This is a genomic window from Microbacterium sp. 2RAF4, assembly GCF_052115285.1.
Classification (GTDB): Bacteria; Actinomycetota; Actinomycetes; order Actinomycetales; family Microbacteriaceae; genus Microbacterium; species Microbacterium oxydans.
Genome location: NZ_JBFRGI010000002.1, coordinates 481,370 through 499,809, shown reverse-complemented (window position 1 = coordinate 499,809; position 18,440 = coordinate 481,370). Strand labels below are relative to the sequence as shown.

At 68.5% G+C, this 18,440-nt stretch carries 21 protein-coding genes and 1 tRNA gene; 15 read left to right on the top strand and 7 right to left on the bottom strand.

Going from position 1 to position 18,440, the window contains the following annotated elements; genetic code table 11:
• Positions 1–28: 28 nt before the first annotated feature.
• Genes mscL through AB4070_RS06545 form a run of 3 tightly spaced genes read right to left on the bottom strand, consistent with a single transcriptional unit; the run spans position 29 to position 1,359 of the window.
• Positions 29–451: a large conductance mechanosensitive channel protein MscL gene (mscL, locus tag AB4070_RS06555; RefSeq protein ID WP_046749797.1), complete on the bottom strand. Its 423-nt coding sequence runs from the start codon at positions 449–451 to the stop codon at positions 29–31.
• A gap of 24 nt (positions 452–475) precedes the next feature.
• Positions 476–748, bottom strand: a complete 273-nt coding sequence (locus AB4070_RS06550; RefSeq protein ID WP_046749796.1) for an FmdB family zinc ribbon protein — start codon at positions 746–748, stop codon at positions 476–478.
• A 14-nt stretch (positions 749–762) separates the two neighbouring features.
• On the bottom strand, positions 763–1,359 hold the full coding sequence (locus AB4070_RS06545; protein ID WP_441979401.1) for a 5-formyltetrahydrofolate cyclo-ligase: 597 nt from the start codon (positions 1,357–1,359) through the stop codon (positions 763–765).
• Positions 1,360–1,400: 41 nt separating this feature from the next.
• Here AB4070_RS06545 and galU point away from each other — a divergent pair, with 41 nt between their 5' ends.
• The 5 genes from galU to AB4070_RS06520 all read left to right on the top strand — a co-directional run bounded on the left by galU (position 1,401) and on the right by AB4070_RS06520 (position 4,258).
• Positions 1,401–2,288 (top strand): UTP--glucose-1-phosphate uridylyltransferase GalU, encoded by an 888-nt coding sequence (galU, locus tag AB4070_RS06540; protein ID WP_441979400.1) that lies wholly within the window; start codon positions 1,401–1,403, stop codon positions 2,286–2,288.
• Positions 2,289–2,331: 43 nt separating this feature from the next.
• Positions 2,332–2,943 (top strand): GNAT family N-acetyltransferase, encoded by a 612-nt coding sequence (locus AB4070_RS06535; RefSeq protein ID WP_058631271.1) that lies wholly within the window; start codon positions 2,332–2,334, stop codon positions 2,941–2,943.
• Between the two features lie 93 nt (positions 2,944–3,036).
• Positions 3,037–3,882 carry a hypothetical protein gene (locus AB4070_RS06530; protein ID WP_441979399.1) on the top strand — a complete coding sequence of 282 codons (846 nt, stop codon included), beginning with the start codon at positions 3,037–3,039 and terminating at the stop codon, positions 3,880–3,882.
• A gap of 52 nt (positions 3,883–3,934) precedes the next feature.
• Positions 3,935–4,007 (top strand) — tRNA-Ala (locus AB4070_RS06525).
• 32 nt (positions 4,008–4,039) lie between these two features.
• Positions 4,040–4,258 (top strand): hypothetical protein, encoded by a 219-nt coding sequence (locus AB4070_RS06520; protein WP_441979398.1) that lies wholly within the window; start codon positions 4,040–4,042, stop codon positions 4,256–4,258.
• 30 nt (positions 4,259–4,288) lie between these two features.
• Here the strand turns inward: AB4070_RS06520 and AB4070_RS06515 are convergent, their stop codons facing one another.
• Genes AB4070_RS06515 through AB4070_RS06505 form a run of 3 tightly spaced genes read right to left on the bottom strand, consistent with a single transcriptional unit; the run spans position 4,289 to position 7,037 of the window.
• Positions 4,289–4,810 (bottom strand): AAA family ATPase, encoded by a 522-nt coding sequence (locus AB4070_RS06515; protein ID WP_441979397.1) that lies wholly within the window; start codon positions 4,808–4,810, stop codon positions 4,289–4,291.
• An 8-nt stretch (positions 4,811–4,818) separates the two neighbouring features.
• Positions 4,819–5,757: an arginase family protein gene (locus AB4070_RS06510; RefSeq protein WP_441979396.1), complete on the bottom strand. Its 939-nt coding sequence runs from the start codon at positions 5,755–5,757 to the stop codon at positions 4,819–4,821.
• Between the two features lie 2 nt (positions 5,758–5,759).
• On the bottom strand, positions 5,760–7,037 hold the full coding sequence (locus AB4070_RS06505; protein WP_441979395.1) for a DUF445 domain-containing protein: 1,278 nt from the start codon (positions 7,035–7,037) through the stop codon (positions 5,760–5,762).
• Between the two features lie 105 nt (positions 7,038–7,142).
• Between AB4070_RS06505 and AB4070_RS06500 the strand changes: the two genes are divergently transcribed.
• Complete coding sequence (locus AB4070_RS06500) at positions 7,143–7,415, top strand: metal-sensitive transcriptional regulator (protein ID WP_045263421.1); 273 nt, start codon at positions 7,143–7,145, stop codon at positions 7,413–7,415.
• 59 nt (positions 7,416–7,474) lie between these two features.
• Here AB4070_RS06500 and AB4070_RS06495 read toward each other — a convergent pair whose 3' ends face one another.
• Positions 7,475–9,025 (bottom strand): amino acid permease, encoded by a 1,551-nt coding sequence (locus AB4070_RS06495; RefSeq protein ID WP_441979394.1) that lies wholly within the window; start codon positions 9,023–9,025, stop codon positions 7,475–7,477.
• Between the two features lie 107 nt (positions 9,026–9,132).
• On the opposite strand from AB4070_RS06495, the gene AB4070_RS06490 reads away from it, so the two are divergent.
• From AB4070_RS06490 to AB4070_RS06450, 9 genes are all read left to right on the top strand, one after another.
• Positions 9,133–10,539, top strand: a complete 1,407-nt coding sequence (locus AB4070_RS06490; RefSeq protein WP_441979393.1) for a glutamine synthetase family protein — start codon at positions 9,133–9,135, stop codon at positions 10,537–10,539.
• Positions 10,520–11,272: a gamma-glutamyl-gamma-aminobutyrate hydrolase family protein gene (locus AB4070_RS06485; protein ID WP_441979392.1), complete on the top strand. Its 753-nt coding sequence runs from the start codon at positions 10,520–10,522 to the stop codon at positions 11,270–11,272. The genes AB4070_RS06490 and AB4070_RS06485 overlap by 20 nt, the downstream gene beginning before the upstream one ends.
• Positions 11,269–12,630, top strand: coding sequence for an aldehyde dehydrogenase family protein (locus AB4070_RS06480; RefSeq protein ID WP_441979391.1), 1,362 nt, complete (start codon positions 11,269–11,271; stop codon positions 12,628–12,630). The genes AB4070_RS06485 and AB4070_RS06480 overlap by 4 nt, the downstream gene beginning before the upstream one ends.
• Positions 12,631–12,669: 39 nt before the next feature.
• A complete protein-coding gene (locus AB4070_RS06475; protein ID WP_441979390.1) occupies positions 12,670–13,449 on the top strand; it encodes a 3-oxoacyl-ACP reductase in 780 nt (259 codons plus the stop codon).
• Between the two features lie 33 nt (positions 13,450–13,482).
• Positions 13,483–14,211, top strand: a complete 729-nt coding sequence (locus AB4070_RS06470; RefSeq protein WP_441979389.1) for a FadR/GntR family transcriptional regulator — start codon at positions 13,483–13,485, stop codon at positions 14,209–14,211.
• Positions 14,212–14,348: 137 nt separating this feature from the next.
• Positions 14,349–15,509 carry an ABC transporter ATP-binding protein gene (locus AB4070_RS06465; RefSeq protein WP_441979388.1) on the top strand — a complete coding sequence of 387 codons (1,161 nt, stop codon included), beginning with the start codon at positions 14,349–14,351 and terminating at the stop codon, positions 15,507–15,509.
• Complete coding sequence (locus AB4070_RS06460; protein ID WP_441979387.1) at positions 15,506–16,684, top strand: polyamine ABC transporter substrate-binding protein; 1,179 nt, start codon at positions 15,506–15,508, stop codon at positions 16,682–16,684. Before AB4070_RS06465 ends, AB4070_RS06460 begins: the two co-directional genes overlap by 4 nt.
• Positions 16,677–17,561 carry an ABC transporter permease gene (locus AB4070_RS06455; protein ID WP_441979386.1) on the top strand — a complete coding sequence of 295 codons (885 nt, stop codon included), beginning with the start codon at positions 16,677–16,679 and terminating at the stop codon, positions 17,559–17,561. Before AB4070_RS06460 ends, AB4070_RS06455 begins: the two co-directional genes overlap by 8 nt.
• A complete protein-coding gene (locus tag AB4070_RS06450) occupies positions 17,558–18,439 on the top strand; it encodes an ABC transporter permease (protein WP_441979385.1) in 882 nt (293 codons plus the stop codon). The genes AB4070_RS06455 and AB4070_RS06450 overlap by 4 nt, the downstream gene beginning before the upstream one ends.
• The last annotated feature ends 1 nt before the right edge of the window (position 18,440 follow it).

Below are 18,440 nucleotides of genomic sequence, written 5' to 3'. Positions count from 1 at the left end.
GACCGTGCGTCTCGATGGGTCTCGGCTGTCAGGCCCCGCGCTGCGCCTTGAGCAGATCGCGGATCTCGACGAGCAGCTCGGACTCGGTCGCGGCGGCCGGCTCCTCCTCCGGCTCCTCCGCGGGCGTGCCCTTGCGGGCCTCGACATGAGCCTTGAACGTGTTCATCGGCAGCACGAACACGAAGTACACGACGACGGCGACGGCGAGGAAGCTGATGATCGCCGAGATCAAATCGCCGATCGGGAAGGTCACCGTCTCGCCGTAGATGTTCGGAACCTGGATCCCGAACTGTCCGGCCGCGTCCGCCTTGAGGAAGAGCGCGATGAGCGGGTTGATGATGCTGTTGACGACGGCCGTGACGATCGCGGTGAACGCGGTGCCGATGACGACCGCGACGGCCAGATCGATGACGTTGCCGCGGAGCAGGAAGTCCTTGAAACCTTTGAGCATGGGATCCCCCAACAGATCGATACCTCAGGAAGAGGCCGGAGTCGACGCAGCCGCCGGTTTGGCGCTCGTCGTCGATTCCGTCTTCGATGATGCCGAACCATCCTTCGATCCACCGGATTTGGCGCGCGAGTCCGTGCGATAGAAGCCGGAGCCGTTGAAGGTCACACCGATCGATCCGTACTGCTTGCGCAGCGCGCCACCGCACTCGGGGCACACGGTGAGAGCGTCGTCGGCGAAGCTCTGCACGGCGTCGAAGGTGTGACCGCACGCGGTGCAGGCATAGGCGTAGGTGGGCATCGGGGTCCTTGGGATCAGCGTCGCCGCGGCGACAGGGTGAGGGTCTGCGACGGGGTCACGACGCCGTTCACCGGCTGGTCGTGGACCTCTCGCGGAAGTTCGTCGAGTACCTCGGAATCATAGATGACCGCGTAGACGGGAGGGCACTTCTCCATCGAGCCGATCGTCTTGTCGAAGTACCCGCGACCCCAACCCATGCGCATGCCGGAGTGGTCCACCGCGGCGGCAGGGACGATCATCAGGTCGACGTCGTTCACGGCGATGGGGCCCAGCACCTCTCCCGTGGGCTCGGGCAGGCCGAAGAGGCCCTCGGCGACCTCGTCGTCGTCCGTGGCGACAGCCCAGTCCAGCAGCCCGTCGGCGCGGGTGACCGGGAGGAGCACCCGGATGCCGCGGCGCACGGCCCTGGTCACGAAGTCACGGGTGCCCGGCTCCGTCGTGGTGGAGAGGAAGCAGGAGATGGATCGGGCGCCCAGTTCGTCGACGAGGGCATCGAGGCGTTCGCCGATGGCGGTGGCCGCCGTCTCGCGTTGTGTATCGGAGAGGAGCTGGCGACGTTCGCGGAGCTCGGCGCGGAGTGCGCGCTTGGCGTGTTCGACGTCGTTCGACATGGCTCCGAGTCTACGTCGACGCTCACCACTAGGCTGAGAGGATGGGCAACCACAAGATCAAAGCAGTCATCCCCGCCGCCGGACTGGGGACACGATTCCTGCCCGCCACGAAGGCGATGCCGAAGGAGATGCTCCCGGTCGTCGACAAGCCGGCCATCCAGTACGTCGTCGAAGAGGCGGCTGACGCCGGGATCGACGACATCCTCGTCATCATCGGGCGCAACAAGAACGCGATCTCCAACCACTTCGACTCGGTCCCCGAGCTCGAGGTGAAGCTCATGGAGAAGGGCGACACCGGTCGCCTCGAGCGCGTGATGAAGTCGAGCGACCTCGCCGACATCCACTTCGTCCGTCAGGGGGAGCCGAAGGGTCTGGGGCATGCAGTGCTGCGTGCGCGCACCCACGTCGGCGACAGTTCTTTCGCCGTGCTGCTTGGTGACGACCTGATCGACGAGCGCGATCCGCTGCTCACCGAGATGATCGCCGAGCACGAGCGCTCCGGCGCTGCCGTGATCGCACTCATGGAAGTCGACCCCGCGAACATCCACATGTACGGCGCCGCTGCAGTCGAACCCCTCGAAGGGTCGGACGCGGTTCGGGTCACCGGTCTCGTCGAGAAGCCGGCACAGGAGGACGCCCCCTCCAACCTGGCCATCATCGGACGCTACGTCCTCCCGGCCTCGGTCTTCGAGATCCTCGAGCACACCGAGCCGGGCAAGGGCGGCGAGATCCAGCTCACCGACGCACTGCAGGTGATGGCGGCCGACCCTGATGGTCCCGGCGTCGTCGGAGTCGTCTTCGGTGGTCGCCGCTACGACACGGGCGACCGCGTCGACTACATCAAGGCGATCGTCCAGCTCGCGGCAGACCGCGACGACCTCGGTTCGGAGCTGCGCCCCTGGCTCAAGGAGTTCGCGGAACGCCTCTAGGCGGCTTCGCGGGCGTCGGTGCGGCATGGATCTGGCGACGGGAATGCGACACGGCCCGATAGAGCTGCGGCTCGTCCGAACGAAGGATGCGCGGCCTCTGCAGCACGAGCTGCTCGCCAACAGGTCATGGCTTCAGCCGTGGGAGGCGACCGTCCCGTACGGATCGGTGTCCTTCGATATGAGGCTCAGCATCCGACGCCTGCTGCAGCAGTACCGTGACGGCTCCGGCTACCCCTTCGTCATGGAGTACGACGGCGAGATCGCGGGGCAGCTCAACGTCTGGGGAGTCTCTCGGGGGTCGCTGTGCTCTGCCACGATCGGGTACTGGGTGAGCGAGCGGTTCGCAGGTCGCGGGATCACCCCGACCGCGGTCGCGATGGCCACCGATGCGTGCTTCACCGAGTACGGGCTACACCGCATGGAGATCTGCATCCGTCCGGAGAACGCCGCGAGCCTGCGCATCGTCCAGAAGCTCGGGTTCCGGTACGAGGGATTGCGGCGGCGCTACATCCACATCGACGGGGACTGGCGCGACCACTACGCATTCGCCCTCACCACGGAAGACGTGCCGCAGGGTGTGCTGGCGCGGTGGCTCAGTGGCCAGGTGCCTCCCGACGCCGCAACGGTGCCGCCGGCCGACCGCATCTCGTCCTGAAACACCCGTCCGGACAGCGGATCCGGACGAACACGCCGCGACACGCGCCCGTCTGCACGGCACTGTCCGCTCCCAGCCCTTAGCGTTGTCGGTATGGACGGGCCGGTGCTGAGCGGAGGAGTGATCGTGCTCGTCGCCGTGCTCTTGTGGATGCTCTATCTGCTGCCGTCATGGCGAGGACGATTCCAGTACAACGCCGCCGAACGCAACGCCGTGCGATTGAACCAGGCCCTGCGCGTGCTCGCCGAGACGAGCGAGACGCCGGGGGAGGTCCGGGTCGAGCTGAACGCCCGCACCGCGCTCGCTCAGCAGAAGCTGGCGAAGAGGGTGCAGTCGGAGCGGGAGGCCGCCGCACTCGAGGCTCTGCGGCAGGAACTCGCGGCGACCAGGGCCGACCCCGTGATCCGCCGGGCGCGCGCTCGCAGACGTGTGCGTATCCTCGCGACCAGCAGTCTGCTGGCCGGGCTCGTCGTCGCCGGGCTGGGCGTGTGGCAGCTGCTGGCTGTCGGCGGATCTGCGCTGATCTGGGTCGGTGGCGCGGTGGTCGTCGTCGCCGGTGTCGCTCTGCAGCGCATGGCCGCGGTCGCGAACCGTGCCGCGCGTGCTGCACACGTCGTCGCCACCCCTGCTGCTCCGCGCGTGGCCCCCGAGCTTCACGACCAGGGCCGAGCGACGTGGACGCCGCGTCCGCTACCGGAGCCGATGGCATCCGTGGCGGGGTCCCGCGCGCAGGCCGCGCAGGCTCAGCTGGACGCCCAGGAAGCGCGCCGCAAGGCCGCGCGGGTCGCCGCACTGCGCGAGCGCGCGGAGCAGATGGCACCGGAGCCGCCCGTGGCACTGCCGGCCGCGTCGTCGCCGTACGCGCGGATGGGGTTCGTCGACGACGCAGAGATCGAGGCCCACGTGCGCGAAATGCTCTCGCGTCGGGCCGCAGGATGACGATCTGCGACGCGAGCGGTCCTCTCGTCGTGATAGCGTAGAACCTGTTCACGGGCCTATGGCGCAGTTGGTAGCGCGCCTCGTTCGCATCGAGGAGGTCAGGGGTTCGAATCCCCTTAGGTCCACCGTGAAGACGGCCGATGGGACATGAGAGATCATGTCCCATCGGCCGTTCTGGTTCCCGGCCGCATGGGCGGACCTCACGGCCTCGTCCGGTCAGTGGGAGGATTTCGGCGCTGAGACCGCCGTGGTGGCCGGAGAGTACGTCGTCGCCGAGACCCGACTGGAGTTCGAGGCCGGGGCTGTGACATGTCGGAGTTCGTGGAGCGCCGACGGCAAGCTCGCCGGCCTGTTCTTCGTTCCGGTATCCGAGTGAGCGCCCTCGAGTTGCGAGGGGAGGTGCCGGTCAGCCCTGGCTCGCCTCGACCAGCAGGCGGAGCCGCTCCTCGGGGCCGCCGACGATCGTGACCACGCGCGGGACGGAGCCTGCGCGCTCGAGGTCATCGACGAGTCCCACCAGCGCTTCGTCCATCGCGACGCGCAGAGCCGGGTCCTCGTCGCCGGTGACGTGGATCGGCCGGCTTCCGTCCAGAGGCACGATCGCGACGAGGTCGATGGCGGCCATCGACGCCTCCACGATCTCTGTGGCGCGGGCGAGGAGCGCGCCGTCACTGCGGCCCAGCTCCTCCAGAGCGGTCAGGTAGGCGAGGAAGTCGAGCGGCCCCCGCTCGCTGATCACCGTGGTGGCGGCGGCCGATTCCTCGAGTCGCGCGGCGGTGGCGCGCAGCTGCACCGCGAAGCTGTGCTCACTCGCGGGATCGTCGAGATCGAGGTCCTCGAAGGGGTCGGACAGCACGAGGTACTCGGGGCGGGCCGCATGGAAGTCGGAGATCAGCGTGCTCTTGCCGCTGGCGTGCGTCCCCGACACCACGATCCTCATGTGCGTGCGGCGAGTCCGGCGAGCAGCTCCAGCACGCACAGTGCCGCCAGGCGGACGGTGCGGGCATCGTCGGCGTCGGCGGTGGCGTCGACTTCGGCCAGGTCGGCGCTCACGACACGTCGATCCGTCGCGACGGCCCTGCTGAGGGCGCGCAGCTCCCACGCCTGCAGACCGCCGGGCACGCTCGCCGGGCAGCCCGGCGCGACGGACCGGTCGCAGACGTCGACGTCGATGTCGAGATGGATGCGCGAATCGGCTCCGGAACCGGCGCCCGCGATGTCCACGGCCTCCGCGACGACATCGTCGATTCCGCGGCGGCGGAGCTCGTCGAGGGTGATGACGCGGATGCCCCACTCGGCTGCGCGTCGGGCGTAGGCGGCGGAGTTCGCGAAGTCGGCGATGCCGATCTGCACGATCTTGGTCGGGTCGATGCGCGAGGTATCCAGCGGCGATGCGGCGGGGACGTCTTCCACGAGGCGCCGCACGGGAGTGCCGTTCGAGATGCCGTCGCGCAGGTCGAAGTGAGCGTCGAAGGTGATCAGTCCCGTCGCTTCGGCGCCGAGCGCCACGGGATATGTCAGCGAGTTGTCGCCGCCGAGCGCGACCACCAGCCCGGTGGTGGAGCTGAGCTCGCGCACGCGGGAGATGACCCTGGCCTCACCGGCGGAGCCGTCAGGATCGGCGATGTCGCCGGCGTCGGCGATGCGCAGCACCTCGTCGAGTTCGAGCGCCGGCGGTCCCATCAGGGCGGTGCCGTAGCGGGGGAGCGCTGCGCGGATCGCCGCGGGCGTCGCGTGCGCACCGGTCGGGGAGAGCGAGGTGCGCCAGGTCGGCACCCCGACGAGCACGGCGTCGGCAGCGCCATCGAAAGCGGGCCAGGACCCGGCTCGGGGCCAGAGGGGATCGTGGCTCAGCGGTCGGGAGGGCGAGGGCATGGTCAGACTCCGGGGATCAGGGCGTGCGCGATGGAGAAGATGACGAGACCGGCCAGGGCGCCGACGAACGTGCCGTTCAAGCGGATGTACTGCAGGTCGCGGCCGACCATGAGCTCGATCTTCTCCGTCGTCTCCGCCGGGTCCCAGCGTTCGACGGTATCGGTGATGATCGAGGCGATGTCGTGCCGGTAGCGGTCGACGAGGAAGACTGCGGCGTCCGACACCCACGTGTCGACACGGTTCTGCAGCGCGGTGTCGGTCGTGAGGCGCTCGCCGACCTCCTGCAGGGCTTGCACGGCGCGGCGTCGGAGGCCGCTCTCGGGATCGGCGAGGGCAGCGAGCAGGCCGTTCTTCGCGGTGTTCCACGCCTCAGCGGCCAGAGCGCCGACGCGGGGGCTGTCGAACAGCGATGCCTTGGCGTTCTCGAGCTTCGCCCGCGTCGCCGGGTCGTTCTGCAGGCTGTCGGCCAGACGAGCGAGGTAGCCGTCGACGGCGAGGCGTGCCGGGTGGCGGGGGTCGGCCTGCACCGCGTGCACGAACTTGACCGCCTCGTGATACACCGTGTCGTCCACGAAGCGGTGAGCCAGCTTCGGCACCCACCCCGGCAGGCGCCGGGAGACCAGACCGCTGAACGATTCGGCGTTCGCGTCGAGCCAGCGCGAGATGCTGTCGGCGGCGAGGTCGACAGCGCCGTGATGGGCATCGGCCTCCACGATCTTCTCGAGCCAGGCTCCGGCGGGCGGACCCCATTCGGGATCGACCAGATGCTCGCGGGCGAGGTCCGTGATCAGGTCTCGCACGTCGTCGTCGCTCAGCGCGTTGAGCACGGCCGTGGCTATCGTCGCTCCTTCGGCGCCGACCCGCTCCGCATGCGGGGCCTCACGCAGCCACTCGCCGGCGCGCAGAGCGATCTTCGTGGTCGACAGCTTGGTGCGCACCACGTCGGCGGCGAGGAAGTTCGTCTCCACGAACTCGCCGAGCGAGCGGCCGATCTCGTCCTTGCGGTTGGGGATGATCGCGGTGTGCGGGATGGGGAGCCCGAGCGGGCGTCGGAAGAGCGCGGTCACCGCGAACCAGTCCGCGAGCGCACCCACCATGCCGCCTTCGGCTGCCGCGCGCACATAGGCGAGTCCCTCGATGCGCTGCTGGAACGCGAAGGCGAACACGAACACGACGGCCATGAACACCAGGGCGCCGAGGGCGACGGCCTTCATGCGTCGGAGCGCGCGGAGGCGCTCCTGGTCGGCGGGCGAGAGCTGCGTCATCGGTGTTCGCGGCATGACGTCATCCTTTCACGCCACCGCGCCGGCAGCGCTGTGCGCAGAGCGTGCGCTGTCTCGGCGGTCAGACAGCCGTATACCCCCTGGGGGGAGTACCCTCGAGGGGTGATCGAAGACATCAAGAAGCGTGCTCTGCACCGCACGAGCATCCTCGAAGGACAGATGCGCGGAGTCGCGCGGATGATCGAGAACGAGGACTACTGCATGGACATCATCACGCAGTCCCGCGCCATCCAGCGCTCCCTGGAGTCACTCAACCGCCTGCTCCTGGAGAACCATCTGCAGACGCACGTCACCCACATGTTCGAGGAGGGCGGCGAGGAGCGGGAGAAGGCTGTCGTCGAGCTGCTGAAGGCCTTCGACTTCGACCGCAAGTAGGGGCCGGGGGCGGCACGACGCAGCGCCCCGACGGAGTCGTCGAGGCGCTGCGCGGTGGGTCATCTGCCGCTGTCGTCGAACACCTCGCCCTCCATGGCGTCGTAGCCCTCGGTCTGCGGGTCCCCGTGGGAGCCGCCGGAGATCGCGTACTCCTCTTCGGGCGACAGCACCAGACGGTGGCGGAAGAAGAGCCCGAATCCGAGCAGGATCACGACGTAGACGATGGCGATCGCCACGATCGCGGGGCCGAACGTCGGATTCAGCAGGAACCCGACGAAGATCAGCGCGGCGATCACGAGCGCGACAGCTGCGCCGGGGATCCCCCACGGGCTCCGGTACGGGCGCGCGACGTCCGGGTACTTCCTGCGCAGGATCATGAACGACACGAGCTGGAGTCCGTAGGCGAGCACCGCGCCCCAGACTGCGATGTTCAGCACGATCGCGCCTGCCACCGACCCGGCGCCTTCGGCGTCGACCGCCGCGAGCACGTCGAGCACGATGAGGGCGACGAAGCCGATCGCCGCACCGACGACGAGCGCCACCCACGGCGTCTGCCGCTTGCCGGTGAGGGAGAGGAAGCGAGGGTAGTAGCCTGCGCGGGAGAGCGAGTACATGTTGCGGCCGTAGGCGAACATGATGCCCTGCAGGGAGGCGAGCAGGCCGATCAGAGCGAAGAGCGCGAGCACGGCGGCGAGTTGGTCGCCCACGATGGCGCGGAAGCCGTCGAGCAGCGGCTCGCCCGCGGTGCCGGTGGCCTCGGCGCCGATCACGCCGGTGTTCAGGAAGAGGACGAGCAGACCCGTGACGATGAGGGTGCCTCGCGCCCAGAAGCCGGCCTTGGGGATGTCGCGGGTCGGGTTGTGCGACTCCTCGGCGGCCAGGGGGAGTTCTTCGATGCCGAGGAAGAACCACATCGCGAACGGGAGCGCGAACAGGATCGGCAGCACGCCGTGCGGCAGGAACTCGGTCTGGCCGGGGTCGGGGGCGATGTCCCACAGCGCGGCCCAGCTGAAGGCACCGGAGAAGATCGCCATCAGGGAGAACACCAGGATGATGCCGATCGAGATGATCGAGACGACGATCGCGAATCGGAACGAGATCGCGGCCCCCGCGGAGTTCAGCGCGATGAACACGACGTAGAGGATGAGGTACCAGAGCCACCCCGGCAACTGGATCCCCAGCAGCTCGCTCGTGATGCCGTTCGCATACGACGCCGAGAAGTAGACGATCACCGCCGTGGTCGCGACGTATTCGATCGTCTCCGCCGCGCCCGTGACCAGGCCGCCCCACGGTCCCATCGCCGATCGTGCGAAGGAGTAGGCGCCCCCGGTGTGGGGCATCATCGCGGCCATCTCGCCGATCGCGAAGATCATGCCGTAGTACATGAGCACGAGGATCACGAAGGCGATCAGCATCCCGCCGAAGCCCGCGAAGTCGATGCCGAAGTTCCAGCCGGAGAAGTCTCCGGAGATGACGGCGGCGACTGCGAGACCCCACAGGCCCCAGACACCGGCCGACCTCTTCAGGGTGCGTTTCTCGAAGTATTCGTTCCCGGCGCGTGTATAGGTCGCCCCAGCGACCTTGCGGGATTCACTGCTCTGCTCAGACATCCGCTCTCCGTTCGCAAGCACACAAAGGCGCCGGGTGCACCTTGCGGATGATTGTGACAGCCAATGGTGGTTTCGTCTACCTTTAAACGTTCTGGTGATCTACTCTGATGGCGAAGCCGGTCGGCCGATCGCTTCACCACGACGACGGGAGCGAGACGATGGCGGGAAACCTGAGCATCGAGCAACTGGATGCCGGCATCGCCGCCGGCGAGATCGACACGGTGATCGTGGCCTTCGCGGATGCGCAGGGTCGGCTGGTCGGCAAGCGGGTGTCCGCGCGACTGTTCCAGGAGGACATCGTGCATCACGGCGCAGAGGCCTGCGACTACCTGCTGTCGGTCGATGTGGACATGAACACGGTCGACGGCTACGCGATGTCGGGGTGGGATCGCGGCTACGGCGACATGGTGCTGCGGCCCGACGTCGCGACGCTGCGCCGGATCCCCTGGCTGGCGGGGACGGCGCTGGTGATCGCGGACCTGGTGTGGGGAAACGGCGAACCGGTGGGCCCGTCGCCGCGGGCGATCCTCGACCGCCAGCGCGACCGACTGGCCGAACGCGGCTGGACCGCGTTCTCCGGCACCGAGCTCGAGTTCATCGTCTTCGACAACACCTACCGCGATGCCTGGGCCCGCAAGTACGAGGGGCTGACCCCGTCGACCGACTACAACGTCGACTACAACCTGCTCGCCTCGACGCGCCTCGAGCCGCTGCTGCGGGACATCCGCAACAGCATGGACGGGGCCGGGCTGTACTGCGAGGGCGTGAAGGGCGAGTGCAACCTCGGGCAGCAGGAGATCGCCTTCCGCTATGCCGAGGTGCGCGAGACCGCCGACCAGCACGCGCTGTACAAGAACGGCGCGAAGGAGATCGCGGAGCAGCACGGCCAGGCGCTCACCTTCATGGCGAAGTTCAATGAGCGCGAGGGCAACAGCTGCCACATCCACCTCTCGCTGCGCGCCGACGACGGCACTCCGGTCATGGCCGGAGACGGCGAGCACGGATTCAGTCCGATCATGGGGCACTGGATCGCCGGCATCCTCGCCACGCTCCGGGAGTTCACCCTGCTCTATGCGCCCAACATCAACTCGTACAAGCGGTTCGCGAAGGGCAGTTTCGCCCCGACCGGAGTGGCCTGGGGCATCGACAACCGCACCTGTGCGCTGCGCGTGATCGGGGCGGGGTCGGGGCTCAGGGTCGAGAACCGGGTGCCGGGCGGCGACGTGAACCCCTACCTCGGTATCTCGGCCATCATCGCCGGCGGTCTGTACGGCATCGAGAACGAGCTTCCCCTGCCCGACCGCTTCACCGGCAACGCCTACGAGGCCGGCGTCGAGCACCTTCCCACCACGCTGCGCGAAGCGGCACAGCTGTTCAGCGAGTCGGCCATCGCGCGCGAAGCGTTCGGCGACGATGTCGTGGATCACTACCTCAACCAGGCGCGTATCGAGGTCGAGGCCTACGACGCCGCCGTCACCGACTGGGAGCGGATCCGTGGTTTCGAGCGGCTCTGACCGGGCGCCGCTGATCGGTGTCACGACCTATCTCGAGCGGGCGCAGCAGGGGGTGTGGGATGTGCGGGCGGCGTTCCTGCCCGAGCAGTATCTGACCGGGGTGACGGCATCGGGCGGAATCGCACTGCTCCTGCCGCCGCAGGACCCCGAGTCGGCTGATGCAGCCATCGCCGGGCTGGACGGACTGATCCTGTCCGGAGGGGCCGACGTCGCCCCCGAGCTCTACGGCGAGGAGCGGCATCCGCTCACGGATCCGGCCCGGGTCGACCGCGACGCGTGGGAGCTGGCGCTGTTCCGCGCGGCCGAGCGGCGCCGCATACCGGTGCTCGCGATCTGCCGCGGGCTGCAGCTCGTCAACGTGGCGCGCGGGGGCACGCTGCACCAGCACCTGCCCGAGTCGCTCGGCACCGAGCGATACCGCCTGGGTGGAGGCGTGTTCGCCGAGAACGACATCGAGGTCTCGGACGACACCGCGCTCGCCGGGGTCCTCGGTGCCGGCGACGTGCGCGTGCACAGCTATCACCATCAGGGCATCGATCGACTCGGGGAGGGGCTGGTCGCCGCTGCGCACTCCGCCGACGGGCTCGTGCAGGCGTTCGTCGACACCGCGGACGGTCACGTCGTCGGCATCCAGTGGCATCCGGAGGAGAACGCCGAAGACCGACGTCTCTTCGAAGATCTCGTCTCGCAGGCTCGTGCGTTCGCCGCCGGGCGGAAGGAGGACGCCCGATGAGCGCGTTCACAGTCATCAACCCGTCCACCGGGGCCGCGATCCGCGAGGTCGCCAGGGCCGGCATCGAAGAGACGGATGCCGCGATCGCCCGTGCCGTCGCGGCGCAGCGTCGGTGGGCGGCCCTGGCCCCGGTGGCACGAGCCGATGCGCTCCGCTCGTTCGCCCGCGCGGTGGAAGCCGCGGCCGAAGAGCTGGCGCAGCTCGAAGTGCTCAATTCCGGGCATCCGATCGGCTCGGCTCGCTGGGAAGCCGGTCACGTCGCCCAGGTGCTCAACTACTACTCCGCCGACCCGGAGCGCTTGTCCGGGCGACAGATCCCGGTGGCCGGCGGACTCGATGTCACGTTCCACGACCCCTACGGCGTGGTCGGCGTGATCGTTCCGTGGAACTTCCCGATGACGATCGCCTCGTGGGCGTTCGCACCAGCGCTCGCCGCGGGCAACGCCGTGGTGCTGAAGCCCGCCGAGCTGACACCTCTCACCGCCATCCGCCTCGGCGAGCTCGCGCGCGAAGCAGGACTGCCGGAGGGGCTGTTCGAGGTCGTCACAGGCTCCGGCTCGGTCGTCGGACAGCGTCTGGTCGAGCATCCGGACGTGCGGAAGGTCGTCTTCACGGGCTCGACCGAGGTGGGCGTCGAAGTCGCGGCGGGCTGCGCGCGAGCACTCAAGCCCGTCACACTCGAACTCGGGGGCAAGAGCGCGAACATCGTGTTCGAGGACGCGGATCTCGAACGCGCCGCGGCCGGAGTCCCCGGTTCGGTGTTCGACAATGCCGGCCAGGACTGCTGTGCCCGCAGCCGCCTGCTCGTGCAGCGCTCGGTCTACGACCGGTTCCTCGAACTGCTCGAACCGGCCGTCGCCGCCTGGCGTGTGGGCGACCCTGCTCGTGATGACACCGATATGGGGCCACTCATCTCTGCGGGACACCGCGATACCGTGGCGTCGTTCCTCGACGGTGCAGACATCGCCTTCCGCGGCAGTGCGCCCGAGGGGGACGGGTTCTGGTTCGCTCCGGCCGTGGTGCTCGCCGACCCCGCCGACCGCATCGCGCAGCAGGAGGTGTTCGGGCCCGTCGTCGCGGTGATGCCGTTCGAGGACGAGGCCGATGCCATCCGCCTGGCCAACGACACGGCCTACGGTCTCGCGGGCTCCGTCTGGACCGAGAGCCTGGGACGCGGTGTCCGCGTGGCCCGAGGGGTGCGCAGCGGCGTGCTGTCCGTGAACTCGCACTCCTCGGTGCGGTACTCCACGCCGTTCGGCGGCATGAAGGCGTCGGGCCTGGGGCGCGAACTCGGCCCCGACGCCGCCGAGCACTTCACCGAGACCAAGAACGTCTTCTTCGCGACCGATGAACCCTGATCGCGTCGTCCTTTCACCCATCCGGAACGGAGAACCCACATGAGCATCGATCTGACCCAGCGTCTCAAGGACCGCGTCGCCATCATCACCGGTGGAGCGAGCGGCATCGGGTTCGCCACCGCCCAGCGCTTCGCAGCCGAGGGGGCCTTCGTCGTGATCGCCGACGTCGATCCGAGGACAGGAGAGGCGGCGGCCGCCGAGGTGGGCGGCGTGTTCCGCCCGGTCGACGTCGCCGACGAGGCGAAGGTGAACGCGCTGTTCGACGGCGTCGCGGCGGAGTTCGGGCGGATCGACATCGCCTTCAACAACGCGGGCATCTCGCCGGCCGACGACGACTCCATCGAGACGACGGAGCTCCCGGCGTGGGATCGCGTGCAGGACGTGAACCTCAAGAGCGTGTACCTGTGCAGCCGTGCGGCACTGCGGCACATGGTGCCGGCGGGGCGTGGATCGATCATCAACACCGCATCCTTCGTCGCGCTGCTGGGATCGGCCACCTCGCAGATCAGCTACACCGCGTCGAAGGGCGGCGTGCTGGCGATGTCCCGCGAGCTGGGCGTGCAGTTCGCCCGTCAGGGAGTGCGGGTGAATGCGCTGTGCCCTGGACCCGTGAACACCCCGTTGCTGCAGGAGCTGTTCGCGAAAGACCCGGAGCGGGCGCAGCGGCGCCTCGTGCATGTGCCGATGGGGCGCTTCGCCGAGCCCGCCGAGCTCGCAGCGGCCGTGGCGTTCCTCGCCTCGGACGACGCGTCGTTCATCACCGCGAGTGCCTTCGTCGTCGACGGCGGGATCACGAACGCCTACGTCACCCCGCTGTGAGCCACCCTCACCTCGCTGTGACAGGGTGATGGCATGAGCGAGCACTCCCACGACGGCGACCTCGTCGAAGTGCGAAGGGCCGTCTATCGGCCGCTGCGGCGCGGCAATGCGCTCGAGGACGCGGTGGCCCGACTCGTGCAGACGATCCGGCTCGGTGTGGTCGCTCCTGGCGAGTCGCTGCCCCCGGAGCGGGAGCTGGCGGCGTCGTTCGGGGTGAGTCGCGACACCGTGCGCGAGGCGATCCGCGAGCTGGCCGACACCGGCTACCTGCTGCCGCGGCGTGGGCGTTACGGGGGGACGTTCGTGGCCGATCCACTGCCCCACCCGAGCGTGCCGGGGGCGGTGACACCGGACGAGATCGACGACGTTCTCGGGCTGCGCCGCGTGCTCGAGACCGGAGCCGTGCGCGCGGCGGCGAGTCGCTCCTTGGACGCCTCGACCCGTGCCGACCTCTGGGCGCGACACGAGGCGGCGGTACCGGCAGGTCCGGAGGAGTATCGGCGCTTGGACACCCTGCTGCACCTTGCCATCGCCGAGGCTGCCGGAATTCCGTCTCTGGTCGCGCTCGTCGCCGAGAACAGGGCCGACGTCAATGCGTGGCTCGATACGTTCCCGCTGATGCCGCGCAACATCCAGCACTCGGGGGAGCAGCACGAGAGCATCGTCTCCGCGATCCTCGCCGGACGTCCGGATGTTGCCGAGGCGGCGATGCGCGATCATCTCGCCGGGTCCGAAGCCCTGCTGCGTGGCTTCCTGCTCTGATCGATGCCAATCGGTCGCCGTTTCCTGAATTCGCAACGGATACCGTTGCGAAATCGTCAAGAGGCTTCCGATTTCGCTATACCTGGCGCCCTTCCTGTGACAGACTCGCGACAAGCGAATCTCGATGGGGAGGCTCCATGCCCGACAACACCCGAATGTCGACGGCCACACTCGATGCACCCACCGCCACCGGCGCGGTCCACATCGACGGCGTCACCAAGCGCTATGGCACTGCCACCGCCGTCGACGACCTGAGCCTCGACGTGCAACCGGGGGAGTTCCTCTCCCTCCTTGGCCCGTCCGGCTGCGGGAAGACGACCACTCTGCGCATGATCGCGGGCTTCGAGTACCCGGATGCCGGGGACATCCTCATCTCCGGCCGCAGCGTCCTGAATCTCCCTCCGTATCGGCGCGAGGTGAACACCGTCTTCCAGGCCTACGCCCTGTTCCCGCACCTCACCGTCGCCGAGAACGTCGCCTACGGTCTGCAGCAGCGCCGCGTGCCCAAGGCCGAGCAGCGCGAACGGGTCAGCGAAGCACTGGACATGGTGCAGCTGCGGGCCTTCGCCGACCGCAAACCCACACAGCTCTCCGGCGGACAGCAGCAGCGCATCGCGCTGTCGCGTGCACTCATCAACCGTCCCAGCGTGCTCCTGCTCGACGAGCCGCTGGCGGCCTTGGACCGCCAGCTGCGCGAGGAGATGCAGCTCGAGCTCAAGCTGCTGCAGGCGCGGCTGGGCACGACCTTCGTGTTCGTCACCCACGATCAGGCCGAGGCGCTGTCGATGAGTGATCGGATCGCCGTGATGCGCGCGGGGCGGATCGAGCAGCTCGATGCACCGGACGCCATCTATGCGGAGCCGGCTTCTGCGTACGTGGCGTCGTTCATCGGGCAGCAGAACTTCGTGCACGGCACGGTTCGTGCAGATGGAGAGGCGGTCGACTCCGCCATAGGCGTGATCGCGGGCCGCTGGGGCGGGGAGCGTGTGGCGGCGGGGCAGCCGGCCGTCGCCGCCATCCGGCCGGAGTACATCCGCCTGGAACAGGGCGAAGGAGCGGGGGTCCCTGGGCGCGTGCTCGGGGTCTCCCACCTGGGCGAGACCCTGCAGGTCGCGGTCAGAGTCGGCGAGGATGCCACGTTCCTGTCGCGTATGCCGGCTCCGACCGCCCCGCGGGTGGGAGTGGACGACGCCGTCCGCTGCGTGTGGGATCCCGCGGATGCGCGGCTGTTCGCGGCCGAGGGCATCCCCACCACCGCGACGCACGTGATCACCCTGCCCAAGGACGGCGGGCTGTGACGGCCGCACCTCCGGTGCGCGTGCTGGCGCACCGGAGCGCGGCGCGGGTGATCCGCACCGAGCTGACCCGTCGCGGCTTCCTCGCCACCGCGATCATGGCGGGTGGTGCGGTCGTGCTCAGCGCCTGCGCACCGGGACAGAACGCCGCGTCGGTGCACGCGAAGGGCGGACCGCTCGAGGACAAGCTCTCCATCTACAGCTGGGGTGACTACGACGCCCCGGAGGTGCTCGAGCAGTTCACCGCGGAGAGCGGCCCGCGCATCGTGCTCGACGCCTTCAACTCGAACGAGGAGCTGATCGCGAAGCTGGTCGCCGCCCGCGGCACCTCCGGCTACGACATCGTGGTGCCGACCGGGGTGTTCGTCGGACCCATGGCCGAGAACGGGCTCCTGCAGAAGTTCAACCTCGACCTGCTGCCGAACATGAAGCACGTGGCCCCTGAATTCCGGGGACGCTCCTGGGATCCGGGCAACGAGTACTCGGTGTGCAAGGCCTGGGGGACCACCGGGTTCGTGTACGACAAGAGGGTGATCTCGCGCGAGCTCACGACCTGGAAGGACTTCATCGACGCGGCGCAGAACGAGGCCTCCGGCTCGACCTCGGTGCTCGACGACCCGGCACCGCTGCTGGGCATCTACTTCTGGGCGAACGGCATCGACTGGACGACCACTGATCCGGACGACCTCGATGCCGTCGAGAAGTTCCTCGTGAAGGATCTGGCTCCGCACGTCTCGGCGTTCGACTCGTACCCGGGAGGGTCGTCGATCCCGCAGGCGTCCCACGCGCTGCTGCAGTCCTACAACGGCGACGCGCGGCTCGGCATCTTCGAGTCGGACGACCCTGACCGCTGGCAGTGGGTGCTCGGGAGTCCGGCGACGGAGCTGTGGATGGACAACTGGGCCATCGCCGCGGGAGCTCCGCACCCCGAGGCCGCGCACGCGTTCATCGACTTCGTGCTGCAGCCCGACGTGCAGCTCGCACAGGTCGACTACATCGGCTACGACACCGGCATCTCCGGCATCCGCGAGGAAGCGGAGGCCGCAGGGCTGGAGCGGCTCGACATGGTGTTCTTCGACGAGGAGCAGGTGGCCACGATGCACGAGGGCAAGCTGACCGATGCGCAGGACCGTGTCGTCTCGATCTGGAACTCGATGAAGGCGGCCGCCGGTGCCTAAGCTCAAGTTCGGACTCGCGATCCCCGCCTGGGCCTGGCTGCTCATCTTCTTCGTGGCCCCGATCTTCATGGTCGTGGTGTTCAGCTTCGGCTACAAGCCGAGCATCTTCGCCACGCATGCGCTCGACCACCTCTCGTTCGACCGCTACATCGAAGCTCTCTCCCCGACGTTCTTCAGCACGTTCCTGAATACGCTGTGGATCGGCATCCTCGGCACGGCCCTGTGTCTGGTGATCGGCGGTCCGGTCGCCTACTGGATCGCGGTGAAGGCCCCGCCATCGAAGCGCGGACTCCTGCTCGCGCTCGTGATGGTGCCGTTCTGGACCAACTTCCTCGTGCGCACCATCGGCTGGCAGGTGATCCTCGCCCCCGAGGGATGGCTCTCGCAGCTGCTGCAGGGCATCGGGGTCATCCCCGGTCCCCTCGACCTGCTGTATTCGCGCGGCGCGGTGCTCCTCGGCGTCGTCTACAACTACCTGCCGCTGATGATCCTGCCGCTGTTCGTGGCGTTCGACCGCGTATCGGGGCCGCTGCGCGAGGCGAGCAAGGATCTCGGTGCGAACAGCGTCACGACCTTCCTGCGGGTGACCGTGCCCCTGGCCAGACCCGGCATCATCGCCGGCGTGCTGCTGGTGTACATCCCGCTCATGGGCGACTACATCACGGCGACCGTGCTCGGTGGGGCGAAGGGCAACATGATCGGGCAGGTCGTGGCGAGTCAGTTCCAGACCGCGCAGAACTGGGCGCTCGGCTCGGCCATGGCGGTACTGCTCATCATCGTCATCATGCTCTCGATCGCCGTCGCGGCCGGAATTCTCTGGCTCGTGACCCTGCCGCTCCGGCAACGCAACCGCCTCGTCCTGGGGGAGGGATCATGACCGCCGTGACCGATGGACCGCAGAAGACCGCACCGCGCGTGCGCCGAGGGGCCGGTCGCTTCGTGCTGCCGATCTGGGCGGCGCTGGTGTTCCTGTTCCTGTTCCTGCCGATCCTCGTGATCATCGCGTATTCGTTCAACGTCGGACGGCTGCTGGTGTCGTGGGACCACTTCGGTTTCGACTCGTTCCTCGCGATCGTGAACAAGCCCGCGATCCGCGACTCCGTGCTCGTCTCGGTGCGCACCGGCCTGCTGGCGGCTCTGCTCGCCACCGCGCTGGGAACCCTCGCCGGCATCGCGATGGCACGCAATCCCGGCAAGTGGGTGTGGTGGTTCCTCGGACTGCTGCTGCTCGTGTCGGTGACGCCGGAGATCGTGGATGCCGTCGCACTCCTGCCGTGGTTGGTCTTCCTCGGACAGGACGCCGGGATCGGCATCTTCAACGACGGCACCATGAGACTCGTGGTGGGACAGTCGCTGTTCTCGATCGCGATCGTGTCGTACATCGTGCGGGCGCGGCTCGTGGGTCTCGACGCCCGGCTCGAAGAGGCCTCGGCCGACCTCTATGCGCCCCCGGTGCGCACCTTCTTCAAGATCACGCTGCCTCTTGCGATGCCTGCCGTGCTCGCCGGGTTCCTGCTCTCGTTCACGCTGAGCCTCGACAACACCGTCGTCTCCGCCTTCGTGCAGGTCTCCGGCACGACGCCGTGGCCCGTCTACGTGCTCAGCGCCCTCCGAAGCGGACTGCGCCCGGAGATCGCCGCGGTGTCGACGATCATGCTGGTGCTCACGCTGCTGGCACTCGCGCTGGTGGCGGTCGTCCTCAAGCGCGCGGGTGACTCGGCGACCGAGATCGCCCGCACGATGGCTGGAGGGTGAT

Coding starts and splice junctions, on each gene's coding strand:
- mscL (WP_046749797.1), bottom strand. CDS start 451: ATGCTCAAAGGTTTCAAGGACTTCCTGCTCCGCGGCAACGTCATCGAT.
- AB4070_RS06550 (WP_046749796.1), bottom strand. CDS start 748: ATGCCCACCTACGCCTATGCCTGCACCGCGTGCGGTCACACCTTCGAC.
- AB4070_RS06545 (WP_441979401.1), bottom strand. CDS start 1,359: ATGTCGAACGACGTCGAACACGCCAAGCGCGCACTCCGCGCCGAGCTC.
- galU (WP_441979400.1), top strand. CDS start 1,401: ATGGGCAACCACAAGATCAAAGCAGTCATCCCCGCCGCCGGACTGGGG.
- AB4070_RS06535 (WP_058631271.1), top strand. CDS start 2,332: ATGCGACACGGCCCGATAGAGCTGCGGCTCGTCCGAACGAAGGATGCG.
- AB4070_RS06530 (WP_441979399.1), top strand. CDS start 3,037: ATGGACGGGCCGGTGCTGAGCGGAGGAGTGATCGTGCTCGTCGCCGTG.
- AB4070_RS06520 (WP_441979398.1), top strand. CDS start 4,040: ATGTCCCATCGGCCGTTCTGGTTCCCGGCCGCATGGGCGGACCTCACG.
- AB4070_RS06510 (WP_441979396.1), bottom strand. CDS start 5,757: ATGCCCTCGCCCTCCCGACCGCTGAGCCACGATCCCCTCTGGCCCCGA.
- AB4070_RS06505 (WP_441979395.1), bottom strand. CDS start 7,037: ATGCCGCGAACACCGATGACGCAGCTCTCGCCCGCCGACCAGGAGCGC.
- AB4070_RS06495 (WP_441979394.1), bottom strand. CDS start 9,025: ATGTCTGAGCAGAGCAGTGAATCCCGCAAGGTCGCTGGGGCGACCTAT.
- AB4070_RS06490 (WP_441979393.1), top strand. CDS start 9,133: ATGGCGAAGCCGGTCGGCCGATCGCTTCACCACGACGACGGGAGCGAG.
- AB4070_RS06480 (WP_441979391.1), top strand. CDS start 11,269: ATGAGCGCGTTCACAGTCATCAACCCGTCCACCGGGGCCGCGATCCGC.
- AB4070_RS06475 (WP_441979390.1), top strand. CDS start 12,670: ATGAGCATCGATCTGACCCAGCGTCTCAAGGACCGCGTCGCCATCATC.
- AB4070_RS06470 (WP_441979389.1), top strand. CDS start 13,483: ATGAGCGAGCACTCCCACGACGGCGACCTCGTCGAAGTGCGAAGGGCC.
- AB4070_RS06465 (WP_441979388.1), top strand. CDS start 14,349: ATGCCCGACAACACCCGAATGTCGACGGCCACACTCGATGCACCCACC.
- AB4070_RS06450 (WP_441979385.1), top strand. CDS start 17,558: ATGACCGCCGTGACCGATGGACCGCAGAAGACCGCACCGCGCGTGCGC.